At 69.2% G+C, this 24,436-nt stretch carries 27 protein-coding genes and 1 pseudogene; 13 read left to right on the top strand and 15 right to left on the bottom strand.

Features of this window, described 5'->3' with window-relative positions; all coding sequences use genetic code 11:
- Window positions 1-76: 76 nt before the first annotated feature.
- The 3 genes from MXD95_RS11560 to MXD95_RS11550 form a co-directional block, all read right to left on the bottom strand.
- On the bottom strand, window positions 77-484 hold the full coding sequence (locus tag MXD95_RS11560; protein ID WP_250640581.1) for a type II toxin-antitoxin system VapC family toxin: 408 nt from the start codon (window positions 482-484) through the stop codon (window positions 77-79).
- A complete protein-coding gene (locus tag MXD95_RS11555) occupies window positions 475-744 on the bottom strand; it encodes a hypothetical protein (RefSeq protein ID WP_250640580.1) in 270 nt (89 codons plus the stop codon). Before MXD95_RS11555 ends, MXD95_RS11560 begins: the two co-directional genes overlap by 10 nt.
- Before the next feature lie 211 nt (window positions 745-955).
- Window positions 956-1,888 (bottom strand): TIGR03564 family F420-dependent LLM class oxidoreductase, encoded by a 933-nt coding sequence (locus MXD95_RS11550; RefSeq protein WP_250640579.1) that lies wholly within the window; start codon window positions 1,886-1,888, stop codon window positions 956-958.
- 292 nt (window positions 1,889-2,180) lie between these two features.
- Here MXD95_RS11550 and MXD95_RS11545 point away from each other — a divergent pair, with 292 nt between their 5' ends.
- Window positions 2,181-2,939 (top strand): IclR family transcriptional regulator, encoded by a 759-nt coding sequence (locus MXD95_RS11545; protein ID WP_250640578.1) that lies wholly within the window; start codon window positions 2,181-2,183, stop codon window positions 2,937-2,939.
- A 196-nt stretch (window positions 2,940-3,135) separates the two neighbouring features.
- Here MXD95_RS11545 and MXD95_RS11540 read toward each other — a convergent pair whose 3' ends face one another.
- The 3 genes from MXD95_RS11540 to MXD95_RS28220 form a co-directional block, all read right to left on the bottom strand.
- Entirely contained in the window at window positions 3,136-3,762 is a 627-nt protein-coding gene (locus MXD95_RS11540) for a TetR/AcrR family transcriptional regulator (protein ID WP_250640577.1), read from the bottom strand.
- 25 nt (window positions 3,763-3,787) lie between these two features.
- A complete protein-coding gene (locus tag MXD95_RS11535) occupies window positions 3,788-5,464 on the bottom strand; it encodes an MFS transporter (protein WP_250640576.1) in 1,677 nt (558 codons plus the stop codon).
- 310 nt (window positions 5,465-5,774) lie between these two features.
- Complete coding sequence (locus MXD95_RS28220) at window positions 5,775-6,275, bottom strand: MarR family winged helix-turn-helix transcriptional regulator (protein ID WP_250640575.1); 501 nt, start codon at window positions 6,273-6,275, stop codon at window positions 5,775-5,777.
- A 99-nt stretch (window positions 6,276-6,374) separates the two neighbouring features.
- On the opposite strand from MXD95_RS28220, the gene MXD95_RS11525 reads away from it, so the two are divergent.
- The 3 genes from MXD95_RS11525 (at window position 6,375) to MXD95_RS11515 (ending at window position 9,394) form a co-directional block, all read left to right on the top strand.
- Window positions 6,375-7,298 carry an LLM class flavin-dependent oxidoreductase gene (locus MXD95_RS11525; RefSeq protein WP_250640574.1) on the top strand — a complete coding sequence of 308 codons (924 nt, stop codon included), beginning with the start codon at window positions 6,375-6,377 and terminating at the stop codon, window positions 7,296-7,298.
- A gap of 153 nt (window positions 7,299-7,451) precedes the next feature.
- Complete coding sequence (locus tag MXD95_RS11520; RefSeq protein ID WP_250640573.1) at window positions 7,452-7,955, top strand: GNAT family N-acetyltransferase; 504 nt, start codon at window positions 7,452-7,454, stop codon at window positions 7,953-7,955.
- On the top strand, window positions 7,952-9,394 hold the full coding sequence (locus tag MXD95_RS11515) for a pyridoxal-phosphate dependent enzyme (protein WP_250640572.1): 1,443 nt from the start codon (window positions 7,952-7,954) through the stop codon (window positions 9,392-9,394). The genes MXD95_RS11520 and MXD95_RS11515 overlap by 4 nt, the downstream gene beginning before the upstream one ends.
- A 153-nt stretch (window positions 9,395-9,547) precedes the next feature.
- Here the strand turns inward: MXD95_RS11515 and MXD95_RS11510 are convergent, their stop codons facing one another.
- Entirely contained in the window at window positions 9,548-10,198 is a 651-nt protein-coding gene (locus MXD95_RS11510; RefSeq protein ID WP_250640571.1) for a nitroreductase family protein, read from the bottom strand.
- Between the two features lie 739 nt (window positions 10,199-10,937).
- Between MXD95_RS11510 and MXD95_RS11505 the strand changes: the two genes are divergently transcribed.
- From MXD95_RS11505 to MXD95_RS11495, 3 genes are read left to right on the top strand one after another with little or no spacing between them, the layout of a single operon-like run.
- Window positions 10,938-11,462 (top strand): PadR family transcriptional regulator, encoded by a 525-nt coding sequence (locus MXD95_RS11505; protein ID WP_250640570.1) that lies wholly within the window; start codon window positions 10,938-10,940, stop codon window positions 11,460-11,462.
- On the top strand, window positions 11,459-12,178 hold the full coding sequence (locus tag MXD95_RS11500; protein WP_250640569.1) for an ABC transporter ATP-binding protein: 720 nt from the start codon (window positions 11,459-11,461) through the stop codon (window positions 12,176-12,178). Before MXD95_RS11505 ends, MXD95_RS11500 begins: the two co-directional genes overlap by 4 nt.
- On the top strand, window positions 12,175-14,520 hold the full coding sequence (locus tag MXD95_RS11495) for an FtsX-like permease family protein (protein ID WP_250640568.1): 2,346 nt from the start codon (window positions 12,175-12,177) through the stop codon (window positions 14,518-14,520). Before MXD95_RS11500 ends, MXD95_RS11495 begins: the two co-directional genes overlap by 4 nt.
- Before the next feature lie 25 nt (window positions 14,521-14,545).
- Here MXD95_RS11495 and MXD95_RS11490 read toward each other — a convergent pair whose 3' ends face one another.
- A complete protein-coding gene (locus MXD95_RS11490; RefSeq protein WP_250640567.1) occupies window positions 14,546-14,998 on the bottom strand; it encodes a MarR family winged helix-turn-helix transcriptional regulator in 453 nt (150 codons plus the stop codon).
- Between the two features lie 101 nt (window positions 14,999-15,099).
- Here MXD95_RS11490 and MXD95_RS11485 point away from each other — a divergent pair, with 101 nt between their 5' ends.
- The 3 genes from MXD95_RS11485 to MXD95_RS11475 all read left to right on the top strand — a co-directional run bounded on the left by MXD95_RS11485 (window position 15,100) and on the right by MXD95_RS11475 (window position 17,145).
- The gene (locus MXD95_RS11485; protein ID WP_250640566.1) at window positions 15,100-16,047 is read left to right on the top strand and encodes a quinone oxidoreductase family protein; all 948 of its coding nucleotides are present in this window, start codon (window positions 15,100-15,102) and stop codon (window positions 16,045-16,047) included.
- A gap of 253 nt (window positions 16,048-16,300) precedes the next feature.
- Window positions 16,301-16,663 (top strand): hypothetical protein, encoded by a 363-nt coding sequence (locus MXD95_RS11480; protein ID WP_250640565.1) that lies wholly within the window; start codon window positions 16,301-16,303, stop codon window positions 16,661-16,663.
- Window positions 16,660-17,145 (top strand): hypothetical protein, encoded by a 486-nt coding sequence (locus MXD95_RS11475; RefSeq protein WP_250640564.1) that lies wholly within the window; start codon window positions 16,660-16,662, stop codon window positions 17,143-17,145. The genes MXD95_RS11480 and MXD95_RS11475 overlap by 4 nt, the downstream gene beginning before the upstream one ends.
- Window positions 17,146-17,315: 170 nt before the next feature.
- Here the strand turns inward: MXD95_RS11475 and MXD95_RS11470 are convergent, their stop codons facing one another.
- Window positions 17,316-18,230, bottom strand: a complete 915-nt coding sequence (locus tag MXD95_RS11470; protein ID WP_250640563.1) for an AraC family transcriptional regulator — start codon at window positions 18,228-18,230, stop codon at window positions 17,316-17,318.
- Between the two features lie 132 nt (window positions 18,231-18,362).
- On the opposite strand from MXD95_RS11470, the gene MXD95_RS11465 reads away from it, so the two are divergent.
- On the top strand, window positions 18,363-19,385 hold the full coding sequence (locus tag MXD95_RS11465) for a saccharopine dehydrogenase family protein (protein WP_250640562.1): 1,023 nt from the start codon (window positions 18,363-18,365) through the stop codon (window positions 19,383-19,385).
- Window positions 19,386-19,454: 69 nt separating this feature from the next.
- Here the strand turns inward: MXD95_RS11465 and MXD95_RS11460 are convergent, their stop codons facing one another.
- The 4 genes from MXD95_RS11460 to MXD95_RS11445 form a co-directional block, all read right to left on the bottom strand.
- Window positions 19,455-19,766, bottom strand: a complete 312-nt coding sequence (locus tag MXD95_RS11460) for a MazF family transcriptional regulator (RefSeq protein ID WP_250640561.1) — start codon at window positions 19,764-19,766, stop codon at window positions 19,455-19,457.
- Window positions 19,763-20,023, bottom strand: a complete 261-nt coding sequence (locus tag MXD95_RS11455) for a YlcI/YnfO family protein (RefSeq protein ID WP_250640560.1) — start codon at window positions 20,021-20,023, stop codon at window positions 19,763-19,765. The genes MXD95_RS11460 and MXD95_RS11455 overlap by 4 nt, the downstream gene beginning before the upstream one ends.
- 310 nt (window positions 20,024-20,333) lie before the next feature.
- Window positions 20,334-20,471, bottom strand: coding sequence for a hypothetical protein (locus tag MXD95_RS11450; RefSeq protein ID WP_250640559.1), 138 nt, complete (start codon window positions 20,469-20,471; stop codon window positions 20,334-20,336).
- Between the two features lie 25 nt (window positions 20,472-20,496).
- Window positions 20,497-21,414 carry an alpha/beta fold hydrolase gene (locus MXD95_RS11445; RefSeq protein ID WP_250640558.1) on the bottom strand — a complete coding sequence of 306 codons (918 nt, stop codon included), beginning with the start codon at window positions 21,412-21,414 and terminating at the stop codon, window positions 20,497-20,499.
- 132 nt (window positions 21,415-21,546) lie between these two features.
- Here MXD95_RS11445 and MXD95_RS11440 point away from each other — a divergent pair, with 132 nt between their 5' ends.
- Together MXD95_RS11440 and MXD95_RS11435 are read left to right on the top strand one after the other, a co-directional pair.
- Complete coding sequence (locus MXD95_RS11440) at window positions 21,547-22,161, top strand: TetR/AcrR family transcriptional regulator (RefSeq protein ID WP_250640557.1); 615 nt, start codon at window positions 21,547-21,549, stop codon at window positions 22,159-22,161.
- Window positions 22,162-22,364: 203 nt separating this feature from the next.
- A pseudogene (locus MXD95_RS11435) lies at window positions 22,365-22,708 on the top strand (IS66-like element ISFsp11 family transposase); the annotation flags it as partial.
- A 1,055-nt stretch (window positions 22,709-23,763) separates the two neighbouring features.
- Here MXD95_RS11435 and MXD95_RS11430 read toward each other — a convergent pair.
- Window positions 23,764-24,132 (bottom strand): DUF5615 family PIN-like protein, encoded by a 369-nt coding sequence (locus MXD95_RS11430; RefSeq protein ID WP_250640556.1) that lies wholly within the window; start codon window positions 24,130-24,132, stop codon window positions 23,764-23,766.
- Complete coding sequence (locus MXD95_RS11425; RefSeq protein WP_250640555.1) at window positions 24,129-24,356, bottom strand: DUF433 domain-containing protein; 228 nt, start codon at window positions 24,354-24,356, stop codon at window positions 24,129-24,131. The genes MXD95_RS11430 and MXD95_RS11425 overlap by 4 nt, the downstream gene beginning before the upstream one ends.
- Window positions 24,357-24,436 lie beyond the last annotated feature (80 nt).

Below are 24,436 nucleotides of genomic sequence, written 5' to 3'. Positions count from 1 at the left end.
GCGGTGTGGTCGCTGCCGGCCAACTGATCGGCATTTATGCCTGTTGTGCCGTGCACGTCGGATGTGAAGCTGGCGATTATGCGATCAGTTCGATGGCGCAGCGCGGGCCAGCCGTGGCGGCATATTTGGCGTCGCAGGTCAGCAGGACGGCGTCGATCCGTTCGGCCAGTGCGACATAACCGGCATCGTAGGCCGTCATGTTCTCTCGTAGTTCCCAGACGCGATGGGCGGTCGGCCCGGCGAGCGGCTCGCGGCGGATGGGCAGGCGAATGAGGTTGGCGATGAGACTCGGGGCGTGCCCAGCCAGACCGCTCGTACGTCTGACCAGGCCACGAAGCGCCGAGATGACCTCAATGTCCAGGTGGGCGGGGGCGTAGGAGACGTTGGCGCCGGCCATCCGATCCCTCGCCGCCTTGCGCCGTGGGCTGTCGTCGCCGACGAGCAGATCGACAATCACGGACGCGTCCACAACGATCAGCCCCACCGCGGCTCCTCCGCGTCGCGGACCGTGCGTACGGCGGCGACCGCGTCGTCTGTGGTGAGCCCGACGGAGGCGCGAGCACCATCGATGTCGGCGAGCACCTCCTCCATCGTCGGAGTCGTCGCTTCGCGACTGAGAACGTCGAGCACATAGGCGTTCAGCGACTGCCTGCGCGCCTTCGCGCGCGCGGCCAGAGTGGTGCGCACCCGAGCGGGGAGCGCCCGGACGGTGAGGTTGCTTGTGATCTCTTCCGCCGCGCCCATGACGTCATTCTAACGTCAGAATCACGTCCGGATGGCGTCGGATTGTGATCCTGTTGGTAACGTGTACGAACCCAGCCACCGGGCTCGCCGTCGGGCTGCGGAGTAGTTGTCGTGAGGCGTCAGAGGGTGCCGAACCCCTCGTCGTAGCCGGGCCAGGGAAACCGGGGCGCATCACCTGTTGCCCCAAGGCGAGAACACGCCGCCCTCACGGTCAGCACCGGGCGGACAGCGATCCCAGCAGGGCGATGGTGCGGGTGCGTTCCTCGGGCGTCGTGATTCCGGACAGATTGGCGACGAAGTGGGTGGCGCCGGCATCGGCCAGCCGGGTCAGCTCCTTCTCGACGGCCCGCTCGTCGCCGACAATCGCGACGTCGGCTGACGACCTCGCGTTCTCGCGGTCGAGGACCGACCGGTAGGACGGGACTGCTTCGAAGAACGCGAGGTTGGTCGCCGCGCGGTCGCGGGCCTCATCCGGTGCGTTGGTCACGCAGATCGGCAGACTGGCGACGATGTCCCGATGCTGTCCGCCGGCGCCGGCGGACAGTGCGGGCACGATGTGCTCGGCGATCGTGCGCGGCCCGGCCAGCCAGGTGATAGTCCCGTCGGTCAGCTCGCCGCAGACCCGCAGCATGGCGGGGCCGAGCGCCGCGAGCAGCAGCGGGGGAGGCGGAGTGGCCCCGGCGACCCGGGCGGACCACCCCGCGGTGTCCGCGGTCACCTCTTGCCCGTGGAAGGTGACCGTGCCGGTGTCGAGGAGGGGACGGAGAGCGGCAAGGTATTCGCGCATCCGGTGGGCCGGCCGGTCGAAGCGCAGGCCATAGCGCTGTTCGACGGTGGCGCGGTGGCCGACGCCGAGGCCGAGGCGCAGACGTCCGCCGACCGCGGCCTGGGTCGTCTGCGCCTGGCTGGACATGGCGATCGGATGTCGGGAGTGGATGGTCGTCACGGCCGTTCCCAGCGCGAGCCGCGGGACCTCCCGCCCGATGAGGGCGAGGGCGGTCAGCGCGTCGACGTCGTAGACCTGTCCGAGCCACAGCGACGCCAGTCCGGCGTCCGCGACCGCGCGGGCGCGGGTGACGAGGTCGTCCACCGCGTTGGGGCCGTCCGCGGCGGGCAGCTCGAGTGCCAGTCCGAGCGGGATCATCGGTGGGCACCGCCGTGGTTCACGGACCCTGGGCGCACGCGACAGCGCCCTATGATGACCGGGTGGGGATTGCGCCGAGGCCCATTGCCGGTGTGGTGCGATCGGGTGCGGCCTGTGGCACCGGTTCCGGTTCCGCCAGGCGGCTCGTCATGGGTGGATGTGGGCACCGGGTGGCTCCCTTCAGGGGCGGCTGTGAAGATCTGACCCCAGGTTCGCCTCGATCCTTCGGGAACCCAAAACGTCGGCTTTCACGTAATGAAAGTCAGTGCTCCCCTGGCGAGGAGGACATCCGGTGTCGGTGCTGGGCAGAGCACTCTCGGTCCTGGACGCGTTCGCGGACGGGACGCCCAGCCTGCGCCTGACCGTGATCGCGCAGCGGGCTGATCTGCCGCTGCCGACGGCACTGCGGCTGGTGCGTGAGCTGGTGGCCTGGGGCGCTCTGGAGCGGCAGTCCGATGGCTCCTATCGGCTGGGAAGCCGGCTGTGGACGCTGGGCGGGCAGGCCCCCTGTCGGCGCCGGCTGGTGGATCTCGGCCGCCCCGCTCTCGACGGTCTGAATCGGGTGACGGGGCTTCCGGTGCTGCTTGCCGCGCTGGACGGTAACAGTCTCGTCGTCGTGGACGGTGTCGGGACCGCCCTGCGCCCGGGAACGAGCCTGCCCCCGCACGCCACCGCGGCCGGCAAGGCCCTGCTCGCCCACCTGCCGGATTCTCGCCGCAGGCAGGTGCTGACCGACCTGGCTCGCCTCACGCCGTACACGCTCACCGCGCCTGGAGCGCTGAACCGGCAGCTGGCCGCGATCCGGGCCGGTGCGCCCGCGAGCGCGTGGGAGGAGTGGCATCTCGGCGAGAACGAGGTGGCCGTCCCGGTGGACCCGCTCGCCGGCCAGGGCCCCGCGGCCGCCCTCGCCGTGACGGCGCGCTCGGCGGCCCAGGCGCGCCGCGCCGTGCCGCTGATCGTCAGGGCGGCACTGACCATCAGCGGCGGTCTGCGGCCCGTGGGGCAGCCGCCGCACTGTCAGGGAGTTCCGGGTGTGGACAGCCGTCGATGACCCGGCCGACGTCGCGATGTCTATCAGTGAGTGGGATGCCGAGGCGCACCCTGCGGCGTTCCTTTGGAGTCGGCTGGGACGGCGTGAACCGGATCGGCCTGCTCGGACGGTCGCCGATACGAGTGACCCCAGGATTCCAGCTGGCCAGCGATCTGGACTACCGCTGGCCCGGCGGTTCCACTGGTGCCGTTCCCGGTCAGAGTGCGCCGAATCCTCGTCGCAGTCGGGCCAGGGCGTCGTCGATCGCGGCGACCGGGTCCCCGCGCGGCGCGGGTGGCGCGGATGGCGCGGATGACGCGGGTGGTCTGGGCCGGTCGAGTTGGCTGATCATCATGATGCCGATGATGGCGCCGCTGACCGCGATGACGTCGGGGTCGTCCGCCTCTCGTCCGGCGCGTTCAGCCACGGCCGCGGTGAACTCGTGCAGGGCGGAGGTGAGGTGATCCAGGTGCGCCGCGCGGACCTCGGGTATCGCGGCGATGAGCTCGGTGCGGTGCTTGTCCAGGACTCGCTGTTCGGGGCTCAGGGTGGCGTAGCCGGCACGCAGGGCCTCGCGAAAGGCCGTGATCACGCCCTCGCCGACGGGACGGGCCCGGAAGTGAGTGAGCAGGTCGTAGTCGGTCGCGTCCCACAGGACTATGTCGGGCTTGGCCGGGAAGTGCCGGAAACAGGTCCGCTGCGCGACCCCGACCTCTTCGGCGATCATGGCGACCGTCGTCTCGGTGTAGCCGCGTTCGGTGAACAGCCGCAGGGCGGTCGACTGGATCTCCCGTTTGAGCGCGATGGTCTGCGTCTGGCGCCACGACGGCCGCTCCTGCGCCAACGACGCGCTCCCTTCCGTCGGAGCATCACCACGTGCTGTTTCCGGCATTGCCTCGCTGTCCCGTCTGGCTGACATCCGACTGCCGCGACACCGGCGACCATGTGGGCGGTTCGGCGGCACCGACGCTGGCATCCCCGTCGCTGGCATCCCCGACGCTGACATCGGCGTCAGCGCCAGCAGCCTCGGGCGAGGCGAGGGTCGCCCGTTGCGGAAACAGCAGCAGTGCCAGAAGTGCCCCGGCGAACGCTATCCCACCGCAGACGAGCAGGGCGGTGTCGAAGCCGTCGACGAACGCCGAGCGGACACCGGCCAGCAGGGCCGGGGAGTGGACCTGGCCCGCCAGCGCGGTGCCGTCGAAGACCCCGCCGCGCGCGACGCGGGCCTGGGCCGGGGTGAGCCCGGTGAGGTCAAGGTGGGAGCGGTAGCTGGCGAGCGCGGCGGTGCCGAGCACGGCGGCACCGAACGGACTGCCGGCGTCCTGCAACGCCTGGTTGAGGGCCGAGGCGACACCGGCACGGGCGACGGGGATGCGCCCGAGGGCGGCGGCGGTGGCCGTGGCGACCACCATGCCCAGCCCGAGCCCGGTGATCGGCGTCCACACGGACAGGAACCCGAGACCGCTCGATGCGCTCGTACCCGACCCGAGCACCAGGCCCGCGCCCAGCACGGCGAAGCCGCCGGCCAGCACCGCCTTGGGGCGGATCGCCTTCGCGAGCGGCTCGGCTCCGATCGCGCCGAAGGCGAGTCCGCCGAGCAGGGGGAGCAACCGCAGACCCGAGCCGATCGAGTCCACCCCGAGCACGGCCTGGAAGTACTGCGGCAGTGTGAACAGCACCCCGACCATCACCAGCGAGCCCAGGAAGGCCAGCACCGTGCCCCAGACGTACTCGGGGATGCGGAACAGGCCGACGTCGACCAACGGTTCCGTCACCGGAGTCGCTGCCGGCGCCATGGCCGGGCGGCGGCCCAGGCGACGCTGCCAGACGGCGAAGGCGATCAGCACAAGCGTGCCCGCGGCGAGGGCTGCGATCACGACCGCCGAGGTCCAGCCGCGGGTGCCGGCCTCGGTGAACCCGTAGACCAGCCCGGCCAGCCCGCCGCCGAACAGAACCATCCCCGCGAGATCGAGCCGGCCCCGGTTGGATCCGCGGGACTCCGGTACCAGTGTCACCACGGCGGCCAGTGCGATCACCACGACCGGCACGTTGATGAGGAAGACCCAGCCCCACCAGAACCGGTCGAGCAACCAGCCGCCCAGGATCGGCCCGGTAGGCAGAGCCAGGAAGTTCACGCCCGCCCACACGCCGAACGCCCGGGGACGCTCGTCCTGTTCGAACATCACCGTGACCGCCGACATGGCCATGGCGACGATGCCGGCCCCGGCGATTCCGCCCACCGCGCGCGCGGCGATGAACATACCCGCGGAGCCCGACCAGGCAGCCCAGGCCGAGGCGGCCCCGAAGACGGCCAGAGAGATGACCATAACCTGGCGCCGTCCGTACCGGTCGCCCAGCGCGCCCAGCGGCAGCAGCGCGGCAGCCCAGGTCAGCAGATACGCCGAGGAGAACCACGCCAGATCCGTGGCCGAGGCATGCAGCTTCGGTGCGAGTGTCGGTAGCGCCACCGACAGCACCGTTCCGTCCACGCCGACGGCGAAGACAGCTACCGCGACGCCGGCCAGCGCCCACCACTTTCGATCCATCACGACCATCCTCTGTCATCCGATGAATACATGTCAGTGAGTGACACTAGAGCATCGACTGACATCTGTGCATGGGATGGCGGGATCTCGCTCGCCACCGCGGCGAGGTCGCCTACGGCGATGACGGAGGTCTGCGGGCGACCTGTATGGGCGCGTCGCAGATACGAACCCGCGCGATGCGCGCTCGACCGATTGGCATGATCTCCATGGGGCGAACTGCCCGGCTGACCGCGGTCGTCACGCACGAAGGAGGCGGGCCGCCGGAGGCTCGCCCCGGCGGAGTCTCTGGCGGCCCTGCGTGCCTGATCGTTTAGTGTTCCGACGTCCGACCGGGTCCCCTGCCATCGGGCGCGGGATAGATGACTGCACGCAGAATGCGCTTGAGGTGCGCGGAGTCCTGTTCGGACAACCCGTCCAGGAATCGCTCCTCGGCGTGGTCGTGGGCGCTGCGGGCCTCGCGCAACGTGGTCCGGCCGGAATCGGTGAGGGTGACGACGTTGCGGCGGCGGTCCCGCGGATCCGGGTGGCGCGCGAGGAGCGCCTTGGCCTCCAGCTCGTCGATCAACGCCACCATCGTGGTGCGGTCGATCTCCATCCGGCGGGCGAGTTCGAGCTGTGACAGCGGGGGAGCGTCGTCAATCACGAGGAGGACGGCGCATTCGCGTCCGTTGATCCCGAACGGCGCCAGCGCCGAAGCGCCGAGGTCAGCGAGCCGGAGCTGGGCGTGCTTGAGCAGGTACCCGAGCCTGTCGGCCAGCGGGGCCGGGGGACCGAGGCGTGCCGAGTCCCGGGTGAAGGACTGCCTGGCCACCCTCCCATCGTATCCGCATGGCAGATCGTCAGTCGAGCTGACGATCCGATAGACTGAAGATCTGTGGGACTGATCCTGAAAGAGGATGGGAAGGCGATCATGCGGCGAACGGTGAGTTTCGGTATCAAGACCAGCCAGATGGGCAACAGCTATCGGGAGATCCAGGCGATCTGGCGGGAGGCGGACCAGCTGCCGGCCTTCGAGCACGCCTGGCTGTGGGATCACATGGTGCCGCTGCGGGGTGATGTGGCCGCGGATGCACTGGAGGCATGGACGCTGCTCGCCGCGCTGGCGGCCCAGACGGAACGGCTGCGCCTGGGGGTCATCGTCACCAGCAACCGGCTTCGCTCACCGACGCTGCTGGCGAAGATGGCCGCCACCGTCGACGTCATCGCCGACGGCCGGCTCGATTTCGGCATCGGCACCGGCGGCAGCCGGTTGCCGGCCGAAGACCCCACCGTGCGGGCGTTCGGCACGAACCCCGCGGAACGTGAGTTCGAGGCATACGGTGTGCCCCTGGTCTCGCCCGGTCAGGCTGTCCGCGACCTCGCCGAATCATGCGCAATCATTCGCCGGATGTGGACCGAAGCGGAACCATTCGACCATGACGGTCCGGTCATCCGCCTGAAGGGAGCGGTCTGCGCGCCCAGGCCGATGCAGAAGCCTCACCCCCCGATACTGATCGGCGGCTCGGGTGACCAGGTGCTGCGTATCGTCGCCGAACATGCCGATATCTGGAACTACCCGGGCCTTCCGTCGGAGCGTTTTCGGCAGCGCGACGACGTTCTCAGGTCCCACTGCGCCGAGATTGGGCGGGACCCGGACGAGATCATCCGTTCGATGCAGACAATCATCCGTTGTGACGACCCAGCCGCACCCGCCCAGGCCCGCGCCCAGTTGCTCGAAATGATCGATGCCGGAGTCACTCATATCGTCCTGGCCGCACTGCTGGGCGGGCGTCCCGTGAGTTGGCTGGTGGAACACATCATCGATCCGGTCCTCGCCGGGACCCAGACCGGTTGAACGCTCCAGCGCCGATCGGGGGCTTCTCGCCCGCCGCGCGCATGGTCGTTCGCGGCGCGATGGCGAAATTCACCTCTCCCGTCGAGTAGTGGGAAATACTGGAGGCCTCGGCGCGCACGGCCGGCGTGCGGCCCGCATCTCCTGGAGCCAGATGTGGCACCCGAACCGGTGATCCGGGTTGAGGCCGTCTCCTGGGACGACCCGGTGGCGGCCGCCCTACGGGACGCGATGGGCGCGGAGATGCGACTTCGCTACGCGGACCGGCTCGCCCATCGGCCACCGCCGGGTGAGCGGGCGATCGTGGGGGAGACGGTTGTCTACACCGGTGTCGCCTACACCGTCGAGGGGCTGCCGGTCGGGCACGCGGCGTTGCGCTGGCTGCGCGGCGACCTGGAGCTCAAGCGCATGTACGTCGTTCCCTCGCACCGTGGCCGAGGGACGTCGGGCCCGCTGCTGACGGCGGTCGAACAGGTGGCGCACGGGCTCGGCGGGGGCCGGATCATCCTGCAGACCGGGGACCGGCAACCGGACGCGGAGCGGATGTACACCAGGGCCGGATACAACCGCATCCCGATCTTCGCGCCGTACGAGGAGCTGACATACTCCCGCTGCTACGAGAAGATCATCGCCGCTGCCGGCGAGGCCCGGGCTTCGTGAACGGCCCCATCTCGCTGCCGGACGCAATCGGCGGTACTCCCCTGATCCGCCTCGGCCGGCTCGGCGCCGGACTCGCGGCACCGCTCTACGCGAAGGTGGAGTTCCTCAACATCGGCGGCAGTGTGAAGGACCGCGCGGCCCTGTCGATGGTGCGCCAGGCCGAGCAGGACGGGCTGCTGCAACCAGGCGGGACGATTGTCGAGGCAACCTCGGGCAACACCGGGATCGGCCTGGCGATCATCGGTCGGCGGAGGGGGTACCGGGTGATTGTCGGTGTGTCCGACCGGTCGGCCCCGGAGAAGTCCGCGATCCTGCGGGCCTATGGCGCCGAGGTCGTGCGCGCCGCCACCAGACTCCCCAAACAGCACCCGGACCACCTGGAACGGGTGATGCGCCGCGTGGCGGAGGAGACTCCCGGGGCCTGGTTCGCGAACCAGTACGACAACCAGGCGAACCCGGCCGCCCACCTGCACACGACGGGGCCGGAGATCTGGCAGCAGACCGAGGGCCGAGTGACTCATTTCGTGGCCGGTATCGGCACGGGGGGCACGATCAGCGGCGCGGGTCGGTTTCTCAAGGAGGCATCGGGCGGGAAGATCACCGTCGTCGCCGCCGACCCGAGGACATCGGCCTATTCCGGTGGTGAGGGTAGCGCGTACTTCGTGGAGAGTATCGGCCGCTTCGTCCACCCTCAGACCGACGAGGACCGCTGGCCGCAGGCATACCACCCCGAAGTGGTCGACCGGTTCGAACAGATCCCGGACCGGGACTCGCTGCTGACCACCCGGCTGCTGGCCCGGGAGGAGGGCCTGCTCGCCGGCCCGTCGTCGGGCACCGCCACCGCCGCCGCGCTGCGGGTGGCCCGCACGCTCGGCCCGGATGACCTCGTCGTGGTGCTCCTGCCCGACTCGGGCCGCTCCTATCTGTCGACGGTGTTCAGCGACGACTGGATGGTGCGGACCGGCTTCCTGGAGCAGCCGGACGTCGACGATGCGGCGGGAGCCGAACCGACAGCGCGTCAGGTGTTCGACAGCCTCCCCGATCGGCGGACCGGCCTGGTCACCGTCTCCACAACGACCACGGCCGGCTCCGCCGCGGCCATCCTGTCGACGAAGGTCGTCCCGGTGGTGCTTGCTCGCCCCGAGCGGCGGCACGGCATCAACTCCACCGAGATTCTGGGCTCGCTCGACCTCGGCGCGCTTCGGGCGGCGCTGTCCGCCGGCCGGATCGATCCGGCAAGCCCGGTGTCCGATCACCTCGCGGCCCCGCTGCCGACCGTGGGCGTCGGGTCGACGGTCTCCGCGGCGCTGACCGCCCTGGGCTCTCACCCCGCCGTGATCGTCCTGCGCGACGGCCGCGCGACCGCTCTCCTCACCCGCGCGGACCTGAACAAAGCCGCAACCGGCGGCCCACAGCGCGACCTACCGCCATCCGAGTAACCGCGCCGCTTATGACGCAGCAGGATCCGTCGAGCACGCGATCGAGAGCGTGCACACACTCGCGACCGCCCGACGGGCTTCGCCGGTGTGCGGTGCAGGACAGTCTCGGCAGCAGCCCGGCCGCGCCGGTGTTCGCGTGGGACTTCACCCTCGCTACCAGCGATCGCGATGGAGCACCTGATCGCGAGGAACCCGTGGCGCAGGCTGGAAATCTGTGCCCAGGGTGAAAGCGAGCGGGATGAACGCGGCCAACATCACCTCGTCGTACGGGACTCCCAGGACCTGCGCCATCTCCCGTTCCAACGGCCCCTGGGCGGTGGTCCACACGGTTCCCAGCCCTCGGGCCCGCGCGGCGAGCATGAAGCTCCACACCGCCGGCAGGATGGATCCCCACGCCATCGACTGAGCGAGCGCGGAGGCGCCGTCCGTCCGGCCCTCGACGCACGGCACCACGATGGCGGGCACGCGGTGAATATTGTCGTACAGGTGTTGGAAGCCGCTCACCATCCGTGCCATTGAGCGGCCGTCCATGGTCATCCGCTGCACATCGCGGTGACTCAGTGGGCTCACGCCGGGATCCACGACGGCGACGGCGCGACGGAACACGTCCGCCAGGGCGGCTCGGCGCTTCGCATCGGTGACCACGACGAAGTGCCAACGCTGTCGGTTGCGGCCGGTCGGGGCCTGCACCGCGAGGTCGGCGCACTCCTCGATCAGCCGCCAGGGGACCGGCCGAGAGAAGTCCAGCCGATGGCGTACCGCCCTGGTAGTGGACAGCACCTCGTCGGCGCTGAGACTGAGCATGACGGGCTCCTTTCGGAGGTGGGTCCGGACTGCTGGGCCAGCATGCCGCCAAGGGCGTGCGCCAACGAAGCTTCCAGTTTCACGGGGTGAAAGTTCCCGCCGCCCACAGTGGAGGCCCGCGGTGACCGTGGTCGGTCGAGCTCTGTGGTGTCCGCGACGCGAGCCTGTACACCCACGTCCGGGGCCTCGTCGACCTGCGGGAGCGGGTGGCGCTGCTCGCGCTCGCCGAATGGGCCGACGCACTGGTCGCGTTCGCCGCCACCGACGCGGTCCGGTTGCTGCACAGCACTTTGCACGGCTTCAGCGACCTGGAGGCCACAGCAGGTCCATCGTCCGCGCCCGTGGGTGGCGACCGATGTCGACGACTCGGGCCGCCACTAGTGCGCCGTCCACGAACGTTGGCGGTGGTGAAACGACCGGCGTCACCGCACGTGCTCACCCTCGACCCCATTGATCGCATCGCGGGCCGCCGATGGGTCGTTCTGGTAGGGCAAACCGGACACGAAACCGGTAACTCGGACCACGGCAGCCCTTCCACCCCCACAACCGACCGACAAATCAGACATAAGGTCGGCCACTTGGAGTAACTGCGGCGACGATCGTGGACCACGCACCCGCGGCCCGGGAACGATCGCGGTCGGCGCACTAGCGCGTGCGCTACCAATGATCGACGATCATCGAGTGTCCGAGCTCGGCGGCCTATTACCTTCGCGTATACGCTTAGTGTATAGTTCGCGCCATGAGTGTTTCGCTGGCCCTGCTGGGGCTGCTGGAACGAGAGCCGAGCCACGGGTATGACCTCAAACGCGACTACGACACGTTCTTCGGCCGAGGGAAGCCGCTGCCATTCGGCCAGGTGTACGCGACCTTGGCGCGCCTCGCCCGGGACGGGAGGGTGATAGCCGCTGAGGCCGAGCCCGGCGCCGGGCCGGACCGCAAGCGCTACGTCATCACCGAGCAGGGCGTCAGCGACATCGAAACCTGGCTCGCGACGCCGGTCGACGCCGAGCCCCATCTACAGACGGTCCTGTTCGTCAAGGTGGTGCTCGCCCTGATGTCGGGGCGCTCGGCCGAGGCGTACCTCGATGCGCAGCGGGCCGCCCACATGCGCCGAATGCGGGAACTAGCCGAGCTCAAGCGCACCGGGACCCTGGTCGACGCGCTGCTCGCCGACCACGGCATGTTCCATCTGGAAGCCGATCTTCGCTGGATCGAACTGACCTCGGCTCGGCTGGGCGCGCTGGCGAAGGTCGTCACGCCGTGAGCACCTCGTCGAGTAGCGCCGGGTCGGACCAGCCAGCCGCAGCGCGCGTGCTGGAGGCGCGCGAGGTCTCGCTGTCGTTCGGGCAGACACCGGCGCTGAGAGGGGCGAGCATGTCGGTGGCCACCGGCGAGATCCTCGCGGTGATGGGGCCGAGCGGGTCCGGCAAGTCGACGTTGCTGCACTGCCTGGCCGGCATCCTCCTTCCGGATACTGGAGAGATCCGCTTCGCCGGTCGGCGAATCGACTACCTGGGGGAGAACGTCCGCACGGGGATGCGGCGCGACCGGTTCGGCTTCGTCTTCCAGTTCGGCCAGCTCGTGCCGGAGCTCAGCGTCGAGGAGAACATCGCGCTGCCCCTGCTACTGAAGGGCACTCGCCGGGCTGATGCCGTGAGCCGAGCCCGCGGCTGGCTGGAACGGCTTGACCTGGCGGGGCTGGAACGCCGGCGCTGCGGTGAGTTGTCCGGCGGGCAGGCCCAGCGGGTCGCGTTGGCCCGGGGTCTGGTCACCGATCCGGAAGTGCTGTTCGCGGACGAGCCGACCGGGTCACTGGACTCGCTCACTGGCGAGCGGGTGATGGATCTGCTGGTCGTCGCGGCTCGTGAGCAAAATACGAGCGTCGTTCTGGTCACCCACGACCCTCGGGTCGCCGCCTACGCTGATCGGGAGATCATGGTGCGGGACGGCAAGGTCACATCCGGCGAGTTGATCCCATGATTCGGCTGGGCCTGCGACTCGCGGTGGCCGGCGGCCGGGAGGCCGTCAGCCGGCTCGCCCTCATCGCGGTCGGGGTGGCGGTCGGGGCGGCCCTGCTGTTGACCACCATGGCCAGCCTCAACGCGGTCGACACGCAGAACTCCCGGTATGCCTGGCTGGAGACCGCCTTCTCCGGGTCGAACGCGCCCACCGCGTTCATGGCCTCCGGCCGGTCCGCCCCGTCGTTCCCGTCGTCCTCGCCGCCGTCAGCGTCATCGGCCGCGAGCCTCGCAGGCACGAGCGATCCCCTGTGGTGGCGACTGCGCGCCGACTACTTCCAGGGCCGGGAGATCGGGCGGGTCGACGTAGCAGCCACCGGCCCCCGCTCCCCGGCGCCGCCGGGCATCGCGCGGCTGCCGGGACCGGGGCAGTTCTACGCCTCACCTGCTCTGGCGACGCTGCTGCGCGGCACGCCGGCCGCACAGCTCGGTGACCGATTTCCCGGCAGTCTGGTCGGCCTGATCGGCTCGGCCGCGCTGCCCGCGCCGAACTCACTGATCGTCATTGTCGGCCACAGCGCCGCCGATCTTTCCCAGCAGGATGATGTCGGGCAGGTCACCGCCATCAGCACCACCACACCCGCGGACTGCACAGGCACCTGCGCGCTCGGCATCGGCATCAATTCCAATGGCATGACGCTCATTCTCTCCGTGGTGATCGCCGCGTTGCTGTTCCCTATTCTTATCTTCATTGCCGGCGCGACGCGGTTGTCCGCCGCGCGCCGGGAACAACGTTTCGCCGCGATGCGGCTGATCGGTGCGACGCCGCGGCAGATTTCGGTGATCTCAGCCGTTGAATCGAGCATGGCGGCGTTCGCCGGCGTCGCCGGCGGCTTCGGCCTGTTCTATGCGGCGCGTCCGCCCTTGGCCCGGATACCGTTAACTGGCCAGCTGTTCTTTACCGAAGACCTGGCGCTGAGCATTCCGGACGTGTTGCTCGTCGCCGTCGGCATTCCGGCTGCGGCCGCCGTGGCGGCTCGTGTGGCCCTGCGTCGGGTGAGCATCTCCCCGCTGGGCGTCGCCAGGCGCGTCACCCCGCGACCGCCCCGTGCCTGGCGGGTGATCCCGTTGGCGGCCGGTCTCGGTGAACTCGGCTACTGCGGGTACGTCGCCGACATCGGCGCGAACTCCGATACCAGCACGAACCTGCAGGCCGCCGCCTTCCTGACCGGCATCCTGCTGACCATGGTCGGGTTGGTCGCCGCCGGGCCTTGGCTGACCATGCTCTGCGCCCGCCTGATGGCCGGACGGGCCCGGCGGCCCGCGACCCTCATCGCCGCCCGCCGTCTCGCCGACAACCCGCACGCAGGGTTCCGCGCCATCAGTGGGCTGGTCCTCGCCCTGTTCGTCAGCACGTGCGCCATCGGGGTGGTCACGACGATCGCGGCTTACAACGGCGGCAGGGCCGGCGCTGTCGCGGCTCGTCGCTCCACCATCGTCCGCGAGTTCGACAACGGTCCGTCGGGGCCAACGAGCTCGGCTACATCGGTCCCCACCGCGACCTGGCGGGCGCTGACCTCGATCCCAGGTGTTGCCGGGGTGACGCTGATCCGCCGCGCGCCGGTTTTCGATCCGAGCTTGTACCCACCGCCAGGCATCGTCTCCTGCGCGGAGCTTGCCCGCGTCCCGGTCCTTGGCCGCTGCTCGGCCGGCGCCGGTTTCGCGATGATCAATACCGTCTTCGGTGGCGGGCTCGTCCATGGGGCATCGCCCATGTCCGACACCCGCTGGCCGACGGTCGCCGTATCCGGCGCGGAGCTCGGGCGGCTTCCGCTCGACTCGATCGTCGTCGCGACGGACGGCTCGAGCGCGGCGGTCGAGCGGGTCCGAACCGTCCTCGACCTGGCCTACCCGAGACCGTTTGCCCCGCAGACCCTCACCGAGTTCGACGCACGCAACGCGCAGCAGCTCGACAGCTACCGCAGGCTGGCGAACGTCGTGATCTTCGCCGGGCTGCCCGTCGCCGGCTGCGGCCTGGCCGTCAGCATCGTCGGTGGCCTCGCCGATCGCCGGCGGCCATTCAGCCTGCTCCGCCTCACCGGAGTGCCACTAGCGGTACTGCGGCGGGTCATCGCCCTCGAAGCGGCTGTCCCGCTGGTCGTCGCCGCTGCCGTCGCGGCGGGCATCGGCCTGCTCGCCGCACAGCTGTTCCTGCGTGGACAGCTGTCCGAGACACTCCACCTGCCCGGGGTCGGGTACTACCTGCTCGTCCTCGCCGGACTCGTCGCGTCCCTCGCTGTTGTCGCCTCGACCATGCCGCTGCTCGCGCGCAGCACCGGCCCTGAAACCGCGCGCAACGAGTAACCGGAAAGGAAGGGTGGCGCTGGGTTCAACGGGATCTGACCGCGGGCGTCTGGTCGACAAGGACGCTGGTGGCCCGCTCCAACAGAGCGCAGAACGAAGCGTGCTCAGCGGGTGAGAACGACGCCGTGAGGGCGCGTTCCAGGACGATGACCTCCTGGTAGGCGCGCTCCAGTTGGGTTTCGCCCGCGTCCGTCAGTGTCGTGATCTGCACCTTGGCGTGCACCGGGGACGCCTCGCGGTGGACAAGGTCCTTCGCCTCCATGTTGGTCAGCACGCTGGCCATGGTCTGCTGCGTGACGCCGCAGGCACGGGCGAGCTGGGCGCCGGACAGGCCATCCGACCGCGACAGGGTCAGCAGCACCGCGTACTGGGTCATTGTCAGGCCGTAACCGCGCAGGACCGCCTCGTGGTGTGCCATCAGCGCCCGCTCGGCCTGCCGGATCCGGGCACAGAGGTACTCCTCGGCTGGAATATCCACCGCATGCCCCCATCTATATCAGATATCTGTGTTGACTCAGCATCCTGAGTCAGGCTAGCCTGCGAGTGTCAGGTAACTGGGTCAACTAAGGGGTATGGTACGTGAAGGCAGTCGTGCTGGACGTCGACGATCGCTATCGGCTCGCGGAGGTCGACGAGCCCACTCCCGGTCCCGGCGAGGTCGCGATCAGGGTCGCCTACGCGGGCATCCAATGGGGGGATGTGCTGCTGCGGGACGGTCACTTCCCCTCGGCGCGGCCGCTCGTCCCCGGCTTCGAGGTTTCGGGTCATGTCGAGGCAGTCGGGGAGGGTGTCGAGACGTTCCGGGTCGGTGAACCGGTCATCGCGCTGACGACCGCCGGCGCCTACGCCGAGGTGGTCGTCGCGCCGGCCGCTCTCGCACTGAGCATTGGAGACCTCTCGCTCCGCACTGCCGCAGGTCTCGGCTGGGCCGCGCCGACGGCCTATGACCTGATCAACACGGTCGGTCGGGTGCGGTCCGGGGACGACGTCCTGATCCATGCCGCCGCCGGCGGGGTCGGCAGCCTGGCCGTGCAGTTCGCGAGGCTGGCGGGAGCCGGCCGCGTCGTCGGCGTCGTGGGCAGTGCCGACCGCGCGGCGTACGCCGCCCGCCTCGGCTACGACCAGATCCATAGCCGCGCGGAGTTCCCCACGACGCTTGCGGACGGACACTTCGATGTGATCCTCGACCCGGTCGGCGGCCGCACCCGCGAGACGAACCTGAGTCATCTCGCGCCGCACGGCAGACTCGTGGTCTACGGCAACATCAGCAGCTATGAGCCGACGCTGGTCTCGACCAACGATCTCCTGGCCGAAGGCAAGTCCCTGATCACGTACAACAGCAGCTTGCTCGGCCAGACCCATCCCGAGCGGTTGGCCAACAGTGCCCGCCGCGCCCTCGAACTGCTGGCTGGCGGCCGGGTACGGCTGGACATCACCGCCGAATATGATCTCGCGGATCTCGGGGCCGGGGTCGCGAAGCTGGCCGGTGGCGAGATCCTGGGCAAGGCCATCGTGCGCGTGGGCTGACGACCGGGTGAGCGGCGTGAGTTGGCCGACATGCTCGAATCCGCTGCCACAGGTGCTTGTCCCTCCGCCTGCGATCGACTCCCTCGTCCCTGACCGGAATCAGTCGCGGTCCGATCGTTCAATATGATCAAGGCCGTGGGAGTGCGACGTTGCCGGTCGTCGTCCACGCAAGGCTGGAACGCTCCCTGGCAGACGTCGGCCAGCAGCACGATCACCTCGCCGATCCACGCGGATGCCTGGCAGCCCGGACTGGGTGAACGCGACCCGGCCGCGACAGCGTAATACGCTGTGTTACGATGATGGCATAGCGAACATTCGGTTCACGATCTCGACGGCCTCGGACGTCCAGACCGCTATCAGGATGCACGCCGAGGCGGCCGGTATGGATGTGTCCGCCTACATGATCGCGGCGGCCGTCGCGCAGATGGCGCGTGACGATGCCGCCACGGCGACCTTCGCGGCACTGGATGCACGCAACCAGGCAGCCTTTGAGCAGACTGGCGACGTCCCCGAGGCGGACCTGCCTTCGTTCGACGCCCTGACCGCGGACGAGCAGGCCCTCGTCCACCGGGTCCTGGCCAGTGCGCTTGGATCGGACGCCGCGGGCGTCGCATGATCGCCCGTACCGTCGTCTATGACGCCGGGATGCTCGTGGCGCTCCTGCGAGACAGCTCGGCGGCGCGGCTGCTACACCATGGCCTACGCGCGGCGCCGCACCGGCCGGTTGTCATCGGTCCGGTTCTTGCCCAGGCGTGGCGACCGGACCCGAAGGCGGTACACGCCTTCAGCCAGTACCTGAAGGACTGCACCGTGCCGCAGACTCGGGAGAGCGCGCCACCCATACGCGGCGCGGCGAGCGTTCCCGCCGGCTGCGTCGCCTGCGCGAAAACCTTCACCCTCGACTCGTATAAACGGGCAGGGGTCATGCTCGCCGAGGCCAGGCTTCCGACGAAGAAGCGGCCGGACGTCATCGACGCCCTGGTCGTCATAGCGGCCGCTCTTCACGGTCCGGCCCAGATCCTCACCAGCGACCCAGACGACATAGCCGCCTACACCGCCACACTCGACCGCGCGGACATTGTCGTCGAGCCGATCTGACACGTCCTCGCGATCCTGTAGCGACTGATTCGGCTCGGCCGCGGGACCGTCCCGGGCAACCCGCCGCGTACCTTCAGATCGGTCCTGCTGATGCCGGTGCCCGCGCCGGGTCGGGACGGCGCGCTTGCGCCCGCTGCCGCGACGCGGTCGGCTTCGGCAGCCCGCTCCTGTCAACTGCCGGTGTCCTCCGGTTGCCGCCGGAAGTGACCCGGCGCGACGCCGAACTCGCGTTTGAAGGTCTTGGCGAAGGCAAACTCCGACGAGTAGCCGCAGCGTCTGGCCACGCTGGACAGAGGGGTGTCGGTCTCCCGTAGCAGCCTCGCGGCCACGGTCATCCGCCACCAGGTCAGGTACGCCATCGGCGGCCTGCCGACGAGTGTGGTGAACCGCTGCGCGAACACCGTTCGGGACAGTCCGGCCCGCGCGCCGAGCTCACGCACGGTCCACGGCTCTTCCGGCTGGGCGTGCATCACGTGTAACGCCGTGCTGATCGCGGGGTCCGCGAGCGCCGCGGGCCAGCCGGTCGACGAGCCGGTCGACTGATCGTCGAACCAGGTGCGCAGCATGTAGAGCAGCAGAAGGTCCAGCAGCGCGGACACGCTCGCGGTCGCACCCGCACCCGGCGCGGTGAGTTCGGCGCCGAGCAGGTCTATCGCGGCCCGCAGCCGTGGGTGGTGCCCGACCCGAGCGGGCAGGTGAATGACGTCGGGCAGCTCCGCCAGCAGTGGGTGCGGGCGGGACCGGTCGAGTACGTAGGCGCCACAGAGCAGCTCGGTGACGATGCGGCTGGTGCCCGGCTCGTCCTCGTGCGCGCGTGGACCGATCCGGAAATCAGTGAGCGGGCTGTCGGGATCATCGGCAAGGGCATGCCCTGATTCGCGAGGCAGCAGCACGATGTCGCCAGCGGAGAGCCGGACTGGTTCGCTGCCCGCTCGCAACAGCCAGCAGGTGCCGACAAGCACGATGTGGAACCCCGCGCCCTCGGCCGGAGGGAAACGCATACCCCAGCGCGCCGGCAGCCGGCTGATGTTCGAATGCGGACGGCCGCTGCGCATCATCGTGACCGCGTCGCTCAGCACGTCCATGGCCGAAGCCTACTTCGCGTCCAGAAACCGAACGATCGGGCATGAGAACGGGACGCCTCGACATGGATCGTCCGCGATGGCCAGCCATACGGTCGATTTCGGCAACAGCGCCGAGAAGCTCGGGGAGACCACATGAAGATCGCACTCAATGGCGCGAGCGGATTCACCGGCCGCCTCGTGGCCGCGGAACTCGCCCGCCGCGGCATCGACGCGGTGCTCGTCGGCCGCGACTCCGAGCGGCTGCGTGCGGCCTCGGCCCGTACCGGTTTCGAGGTCCGGATCGCCGACATCGGCGACCAGGACACACTGGAGGCCGCGTTCAGGGGCGTGGATGCGGTTGTCAACGCAGCCGGACCGTTCGCCCGACTCGGCTCTCCGGTCGTGCGCGCCGCGATCGCCGCGGAAGCGCACTACGTCGACACCGCCGGAGAGCAGCAGTACATCAAGGATGTTTTCGACAGCTTCGCCGACGCCGCCACCCACGCTGGGGTAACGGTCGTGCCGGCGATGGCCGATGACGGCGGCCCGAGCGATTTCATCAGCCATCTCCTGGGAGAGGCCATCGGGGCAGCGGACGTGATGACGGCCGCCCTCTGGTACCGCGACGGCGCCTTCAGCCGCGGAACACTGCGGTCGCTTGACCCGGACCTGCTGTTCGATGGCGCACTGCGCTACGAGAACGGCGGCTGGACGAGGTACGGGGAGGCAAGCCACCTGAGCTGGCGTTTCCCGGGCACGCAGGAGGTCGTGGAGGTGGGCAAGGCGGCCCTCCCGCCGGTCGCGACCGTGCCGAGACATGTGTCGGTCGAGCGCATGGAAGGCCTCCTCGGCGGGTCGTTCGACCAGCTCAAGGGTGGGATCGACGCCGCGGTCATCGATTCGCTCCCGGAAGGACCTGACGACGAGCAACGGCGGCAGGCGAAGTGGACGATCTCCGTCGAGGCGGTCACGGCGGGTGGACGCACCGCGCGTGGCGAGGTCGAGGGCACGGACGGCTACGGGAAGACCGCGGTGATCGCCGTGGAAGCTGCGCGGAGGCTGGTGGCAGACGGAGCGAAGGCCGGTGTTCTGGCGCCGTCGCAGGCATTCGACCCGGAGTCGTTCCTGGGATTCCTGTCCGGGCATGGCGTGCGCTGGCGGATCCCCCAAGACTGAGCCAATGCGGCGACCAGCGCATTCGCTGCCGGTGGTAGTCGTCAGGTCACGGAAAGGACGAGTGAGATGTCAGCGTTCGGGCGTGGCCAGGATCTTGAAAAGCATGGTGTTGGCGTCGGTGAGCGTCTGGATGTCGACCTGGCGCAGGCACTTGTCCAGAGTGGCCTTGGCCACAAACGTGACCAGGCCCATCACGGCCCACTGACCCTCGCCGAGCCTGACACAGAATCCCTCGTCGGTGGCATGTTCCACGACCAGCGCGACCAGTACGGTCGGCTCGTCGGCGATCTCGTTGTAGACCGTGGAGCTGATGACCAGAACCGCCTGGGGGGCCGGTCCGGTGCGGGTGGTCCAGATCTCGCCGCGCCGCGGCGATCTCATTCTGCGGTGCCCGCCAGGTTGGGCAGCCCGGCCGTCCTGAGCGCCTGCTGGTTGGCCTCACCGAAGGCGAGGGCCGCGTGGGCGACTGCCGGGTTCGCTCGCACCCAGGTGGCGTGGGCGGCGCAGCGTCGGCGCATGTCCTCGGCGTCGAGCACGCCCTCGACCCAGGCGTTCATCGACGTGTCCTCGGCCTCGGCGTACCGCTTGACCGCCTCGTAGGCCTCGTTCGAAAGCCGAAGCGTGATCGTCCGGGTCATGCATAATATGCTAGCAAGATCTGCTGGCAGAACCTGCGGCAGGCCGGAACGCGGCTGGCTGGCACCGTGCGGGGTCGGATCGGTGAAACCACGGAGAGTGTTCATTCGGGCGCGGCTGGTCTCACCTGAGGAGGATCGTGTCCTCGGCGTGCCCTGTTTCGGCGCGAAGCAGGTTCCAGTCGGCCGACGCGCCACGTCACCACGGTCATGTTGGTCCTGGCCGGGTGGCTGAGCGGATCGTCGCCGGTCGACGCTTCGGCGGCGAGTTGACGTCCGTCCGTGTCTATCGTGGCCGTCCGAGCCCGGACCATCAGCCGACGGCTGCCAGGGCCAGCGACAGGCCGACGACTACGAGGCATGCCGCGACGACACTGATTACACGCTGATCTGACTTGCGGTACAGCGTCAGGCTGGTCAGGTCTTCGGTGGCCGTCGGACGCTCGACCATTTCTTGATCGCTTACTGGTCCGGCTTCAGGGTCGCGGTGCCGCGCGGGCATGGCTCGCGGCATCCCGCGTGGTCGTCTCCCACACGTCGCGGGCGATGGTGGACCACAGGTGCTCGGGGAACTCGTGTCCCATGCCGGGGTAGGTGATGAGGCGGGCGTCGGGAATAGCCGCGGCGAGCTCGCGGGCGGCACGCGGCCGAATCCAGGGATCGTCCTCGCCGTGGATCACGAGGGTGGGTGTTCGGAGCTGTCGTAGCTGGGCGCGGATGTCGCCGGCGGTGCGGCTCGCGGCGAGTTGACGGCCGGTCGCGCCGGGGTCGTGGTCGCGGTCCCACGACAGCTCGGCGGTGGCGCGCACCCATGCCTTGTCGACGGGGTGCGCCGCGGAACACATGATCATGTAAGTGTCGACAAGGCGCTGGACACCGCCGTCGCGTGTGTCGTCGTACCGCTTGCTGGCCAGCCGGAACAGGGTGCCGATCTTCACGTTGCGCAGGTTGCTGACCGCGCCGCCGGTACCACCGGCCATCGCGGACACGAGGCCGCGAACCCGGTCCGGATGCTGGATCGTGACCAGCTGGGCAAGCGTGGCACCCAGGGACTCCCCCAGAAGATGGGCGGAGTCCCAGTGGAGTGCGTCCAGGACGGCGACCGCGTCGGCGACCATGTCGTCCATTCGGTAGGCCGGGCGGCCTCGCCGTCCCAGCAGCGTCCCGACCGTGCCGTGCCGCGGGGCGGGGAAGTGGGTCGACAGGCCAGCGTCGCGGTTGTCGAAACGAGCGACGGCGAATCCTCGGTCGGCGAGGTGCTGGCAGAACCCGTCCGGCCACCAGGGCATCTGGAAGGTCAACCCCATGATCAGCAGCAGTGGCACTCCGTCGGGCGAGCCGAACGTCTCGTAGGCGATCCTGACGTCGCTGTTGCGCGCAAATGACACGGTCACGGGCTCCTCCGCTATCCCTGGCACGTCGTCGACGCCGCCGCATCGGCTAGCTTGGCAATGCAGCCGACATGCTATGGGCGCGGGGCGCCCTTGGCAATGCAGATGCATTGTGAAATCTCGGAGGGGGTGTCCGTGCCGAAGCGGGTGGACCCGCTCGTGCGGCGTCGCGGCATCGCGGAGGCTGTGTTCCGGGTCACGGCGAGCCGTGGCGTGGAGGCGATCAGTCTGCGTGACGTCGCGGCCGAGGCCGGGGTGTCGATGGGGATGGTCCAGCACTACTTCCGTACCAAGGACGAGATGCTGCTGTTCGCGCTGGACCACATGCGTGACCGGGTCGCGGGACGTCTTCAGGCGCGGATCGCGGGTCAGCCGGACGCCACCCCGCGAGAGCTGGCTCGTGCGGTGCTGACCGAACTGCTGCCCACCGACGAGGACAGCCGGGCCGAAGCCGCCGTGTCAGTGGCGTTCTACTCCAGAGCCGCGGCCGATCCCAGCTACGCGCTCGCCTTGCGCGAGGGTCTACGCGGGCTGCTCGACGTCACGGCTCAACACCTGCGCACGGCTCAGCGTGACGGGCACCTGCGCCCGGATCTCGACCCTGAGCAGGAAGCCGCGTCGCTGTTCTGGCTTGTGCACGGGCTGGTAGGACCGCTCCTGGTCGGCCTGTACACCCCCGAAGCGTCGCTGACCATCCTTGATCATCATCTGGACCGGATCTTTGTTGACCGTCGCGCGGTCGGTGCCTGACCTGGACGACGACGAAACCTGACGGGATCGTGGGGCTACGGCCAGGACTGAGTGCAGCGATGGCTACCGCGTCGCGGTCGGCTACGGTCATGTCGTGGGACTGCACCTGAGTCAGATCGCCGAGGCGGACGAGCTACTGACCAACGACCCATTGGCGCTGCTGATCGGGATGGTGCTGGACCAGCACATGCGTTAGCCCTGGAGCGTCGTCGTGGGAGTCGCGTCTCGCGGCCGCCGAGGCGCGGATCGAGGAACTCGCCGCCGGGCAGGCCGCGTCGCTGGCGGCGAACGAACGGCTGGCGTCGGTCAACGGGCGGCTGCGCCGAGTCGTGGACGACGCGGCCGCGCGGCACCAAGCGGAACTCGGCGCGGTACGCGCGAACGGGACCGGGCCGCGCGGCGGGTCGCGGAACTCGAACTGGAGATCGCCGACCTGCGCCGGCAGCTGTCCCGGGACAGCACGAACTCCTGCGTGCCGCCGTCGAAGGACCCGATCGCGGCCAGGGAGAAGCGGAAGGCCGAGCGGCGCGAGGCGTCGGAGCGGGTTGGCTAGCCGGCCGGGCCGCCAGGTCCTTATGGGAGGCGGACAGCTCCGCGTTGACCGCGGCCAAGCCCGCGTTCTGTGCTCTCAGCGCGGCGATCCGCCGTGCCTGCAGCCAGACCAGCACGGCCAGCGCATCGTGCGACGGGCCATCCGGATCGGGCACGAACCGATCAGACCGGACCCGGCCCGGTCCCGCACACCGACACGCCGGCCACCCCGGACAACATCACGCCAACCCCGCCACCGACTCCAACCCGGCCACAACCATCACGGAACGCGACCGCCACCATAAAATCGGCGCTCTCCGCAAGTGGACTGAATGATTACTCGCACTGGCCCCGCGCGCACCCCGTCTCCGACGCCAGAGCACGGCTGCGGCTTCAATGGCATGCTAACGTCCCCTTCACCTTTCGGGTCCAGGTAAGCCATCGGGCCTAGGAACCTCCCTCACATGGGGGTGGGATGGCGGACCGGCCACCGCCAGCCGGCGCGCGCCGTTCTTGCCGCAGTCCAGCACCCCGGGAAGGCCGATAGTAACGGAACGTAACCGTTTTAAGGGTGGCGTCGCGACCGCGGATCCCGGCTCAGCCGTCCAAAGGGGACGCCCCGCCAATGATCGTTCTGAGCGCGAACCTGCCTAATGCGCTCACAATGCGCTCACAAACCCATTTTGATCTTGTAAAGATGATCTTTGACTCTGCAAAACCGCAGGTCAGAGCCTATTTTTCTGGAGCCGGCGAGGGGACTCGAACCCCTAACCGCTCGATTACAAGACGGATCACCGCGTATCTGAACACACCGGAACGTGCTGCGTCGTGCCGCAAAACCCGAGGTCAGGGCGTTTTCAATGCCGGAACGTGCCAGCCGATGTCGCGACGTGCCGGAGCACCCGCGCACACAATGCGCACACACCGCTGGGGCGCGGCCGATGACGCCCCGGGATGACAGACATACCCAAACTTGCTGGGCAGAGACGCGCCCCGACTACGTTAAGTAGTCAATCGCAGCCTAGTGCAGGACCTGCACGCAGACCGCAGGCCAGATCGGGGTAGCAGTACTCAGCGGAGTGGGAGTCGACGGACCCGCACGTGGGTGGTGCTGAGCGAAACGACGACGCCCTGTTCGAGATCGACTTCCAGTGCGGGCAGGTTCGCCAGCAACAGGGCGGCTTGCGCGTCGGGCTTGAGCCGGTCGCCGGACCGGAGCAGAACGAGCGAGGGAGCGGTGCCGCGGCTGAGCGCGAGCAGAGTGGTGAAGTCGCTATCGGCGGAGATGATCGAACGTCTCTCGGTGACGGCAAACGTGCTGACCTCGGTGTCAGGGGAACCGCCGAGCCTGTGCTCGAGGACGTGCGTCGTGTCGATGCCCTTGTCACGCAGCAGTTCGGCGACCCGCGGTGAGAGGTTCTCGTCGACGAGAAACTTCATGCGGCGATGAACGGGCGTTCTTGCGGCATTGTCTCCGCAGCGAACGCGAGAGCTGCGAGCACGTCGTCGCGTGTGAGCGACGGGTAATCGGCGAGCAGTTCCTCGACCGTCGAGCCAGCCGCGAGCTGGCCCAGCACCGCGGACACGGTGATCCGAGTACCGCGAATCGCCGGCGCGCCCGCCATGATGGCCGGGTCGGCCGTGATGCGGCTGACGGTGGTCATAGCCACGAGTCTACCGGCGGACCCTCTGCAAGGGCGCTGTTGCGTTCCGGGGAAGCTGGGCATGCCAGCGGCCTCGATGA

It is taken from the genome of Frankia sp. AiPa1 (genome assembly GCF_023243075.1).
Lineage (GTDB): Bacteria > Actinomycetota > Actinomycetes > Frankiales > Frankiaceae > Frankia.
Note: the sequence above shows the minus strand (reverse complement) of the source record. Positions and strands in the feature narration are given on the sequence as shown.

Bases quoted from the DNA above. Each gene is read 5' to 3' on its own strand.
- MXD95_RS11555 (WP_250640580.1), bottom strand. From the start codon at position 744: ATGGGCGCGGCGGAAGAGATCACAAGCAACCTCACCGTCCGGGCGCTC.
- MXD95_RS11550 (WP_250640579.1), bottom strand. From the start codon at position 1,888: ATGATCCCGCTCGGACTGGCACTCGAGCTGCCCGCCGCGGACGGCCCC.
- MXD95_RS11535 (WP_250640576.1), bottom strand. From the start codon at position 5,464: ATGGATCGAAAGTGGTGGGCGCTGGCCGGCGTCGCGGTAGCTGTCTTC.
- MXD95_RS11525 (WP_250640574.1), top strand. From the start codon at position 6,375: ATGCGGCGAACGGTGAGTTTCGGTATCAAGACCAGCCAGATGGGCAAC.
- MXD95_RS11510 (WP_250640571.1), bottom strand. From the start codon at position 10,198: ATGCTCAGTCTCAGCGCCGACGAGGTGCTGTCCACTACCAGGGCGGTA.
- MXD95_RS11505 (WP_250640570.1), top strand. From the start codon at position 10,938: ATGAGTGTTTCGCTGGCCCTGCTGGGGCTGCTGGAACGAGAGCCGAGC.
- MXD95_RS11495 (WP_250640568.1), top strand. From the start codon at position 12,175: ATGATTCGGCTGGGCCTGCGACTCGCGGTGGCCGGCGGCCGGGAGGCC.
- MXD95_RS11475 (WP_250640564.1), top strand. From the start codon at position 16,660: ATGATCGCCCGTACCGTCGTCTATGACGCCGGGATGCTCGTGGCGCTC.
- MXD95_RS11470 (WP_250640563.1), bottom strand. From the start codon at position 18,230: ATGGACGTGCTGAGCGACGCGGTCACGATGATGCGCAGCGGCCGTCCG.
- MXD95_RS11465 (WP_250640562.1), top strand. From the start codon at position 18,363: ATGAAGATCGCACTCAATGGCGCGAGCGGATTCACCGGCCGCCTCGTG.
- MXD95_RS11460 (WP_250640561.1), bottom strand. From the start codon at position 19,766: ATGAGATCGCCGCGGCGCGGCGAGATCTGGACCACCCGCACCGGACCG.
- MXD95_RS11455 (WP_250640560.1), bottom strand. From the start codon at position 20,023: ATGACCCGGACGATCACGCTTCGGCTTTCGAACGAGGCCTACGAGGCG.
- MXD95_RS11450 (WP_250640559.1), bottom strand. From the start codon at position 20,471: ATGGTCGAGCGTCCGACGGCCACCGAAGACCTGACCAGCCTGACGCTG.
- MXD95_RS11430 (WP_250640556.1), bottom strand. From the start codon at position 24,132: ATGAAGTTTCTCGTCGACGAGAACCTCTCACCGCGGGTCGCCGAACTG.
- MXD95_RS11425 (WP_250640555.1), bottom strand. From the start codon at position 24,356: ATGACCACCGTCAGCCGCATCACGGCCGACCCGGCCATCATGGCGGGC.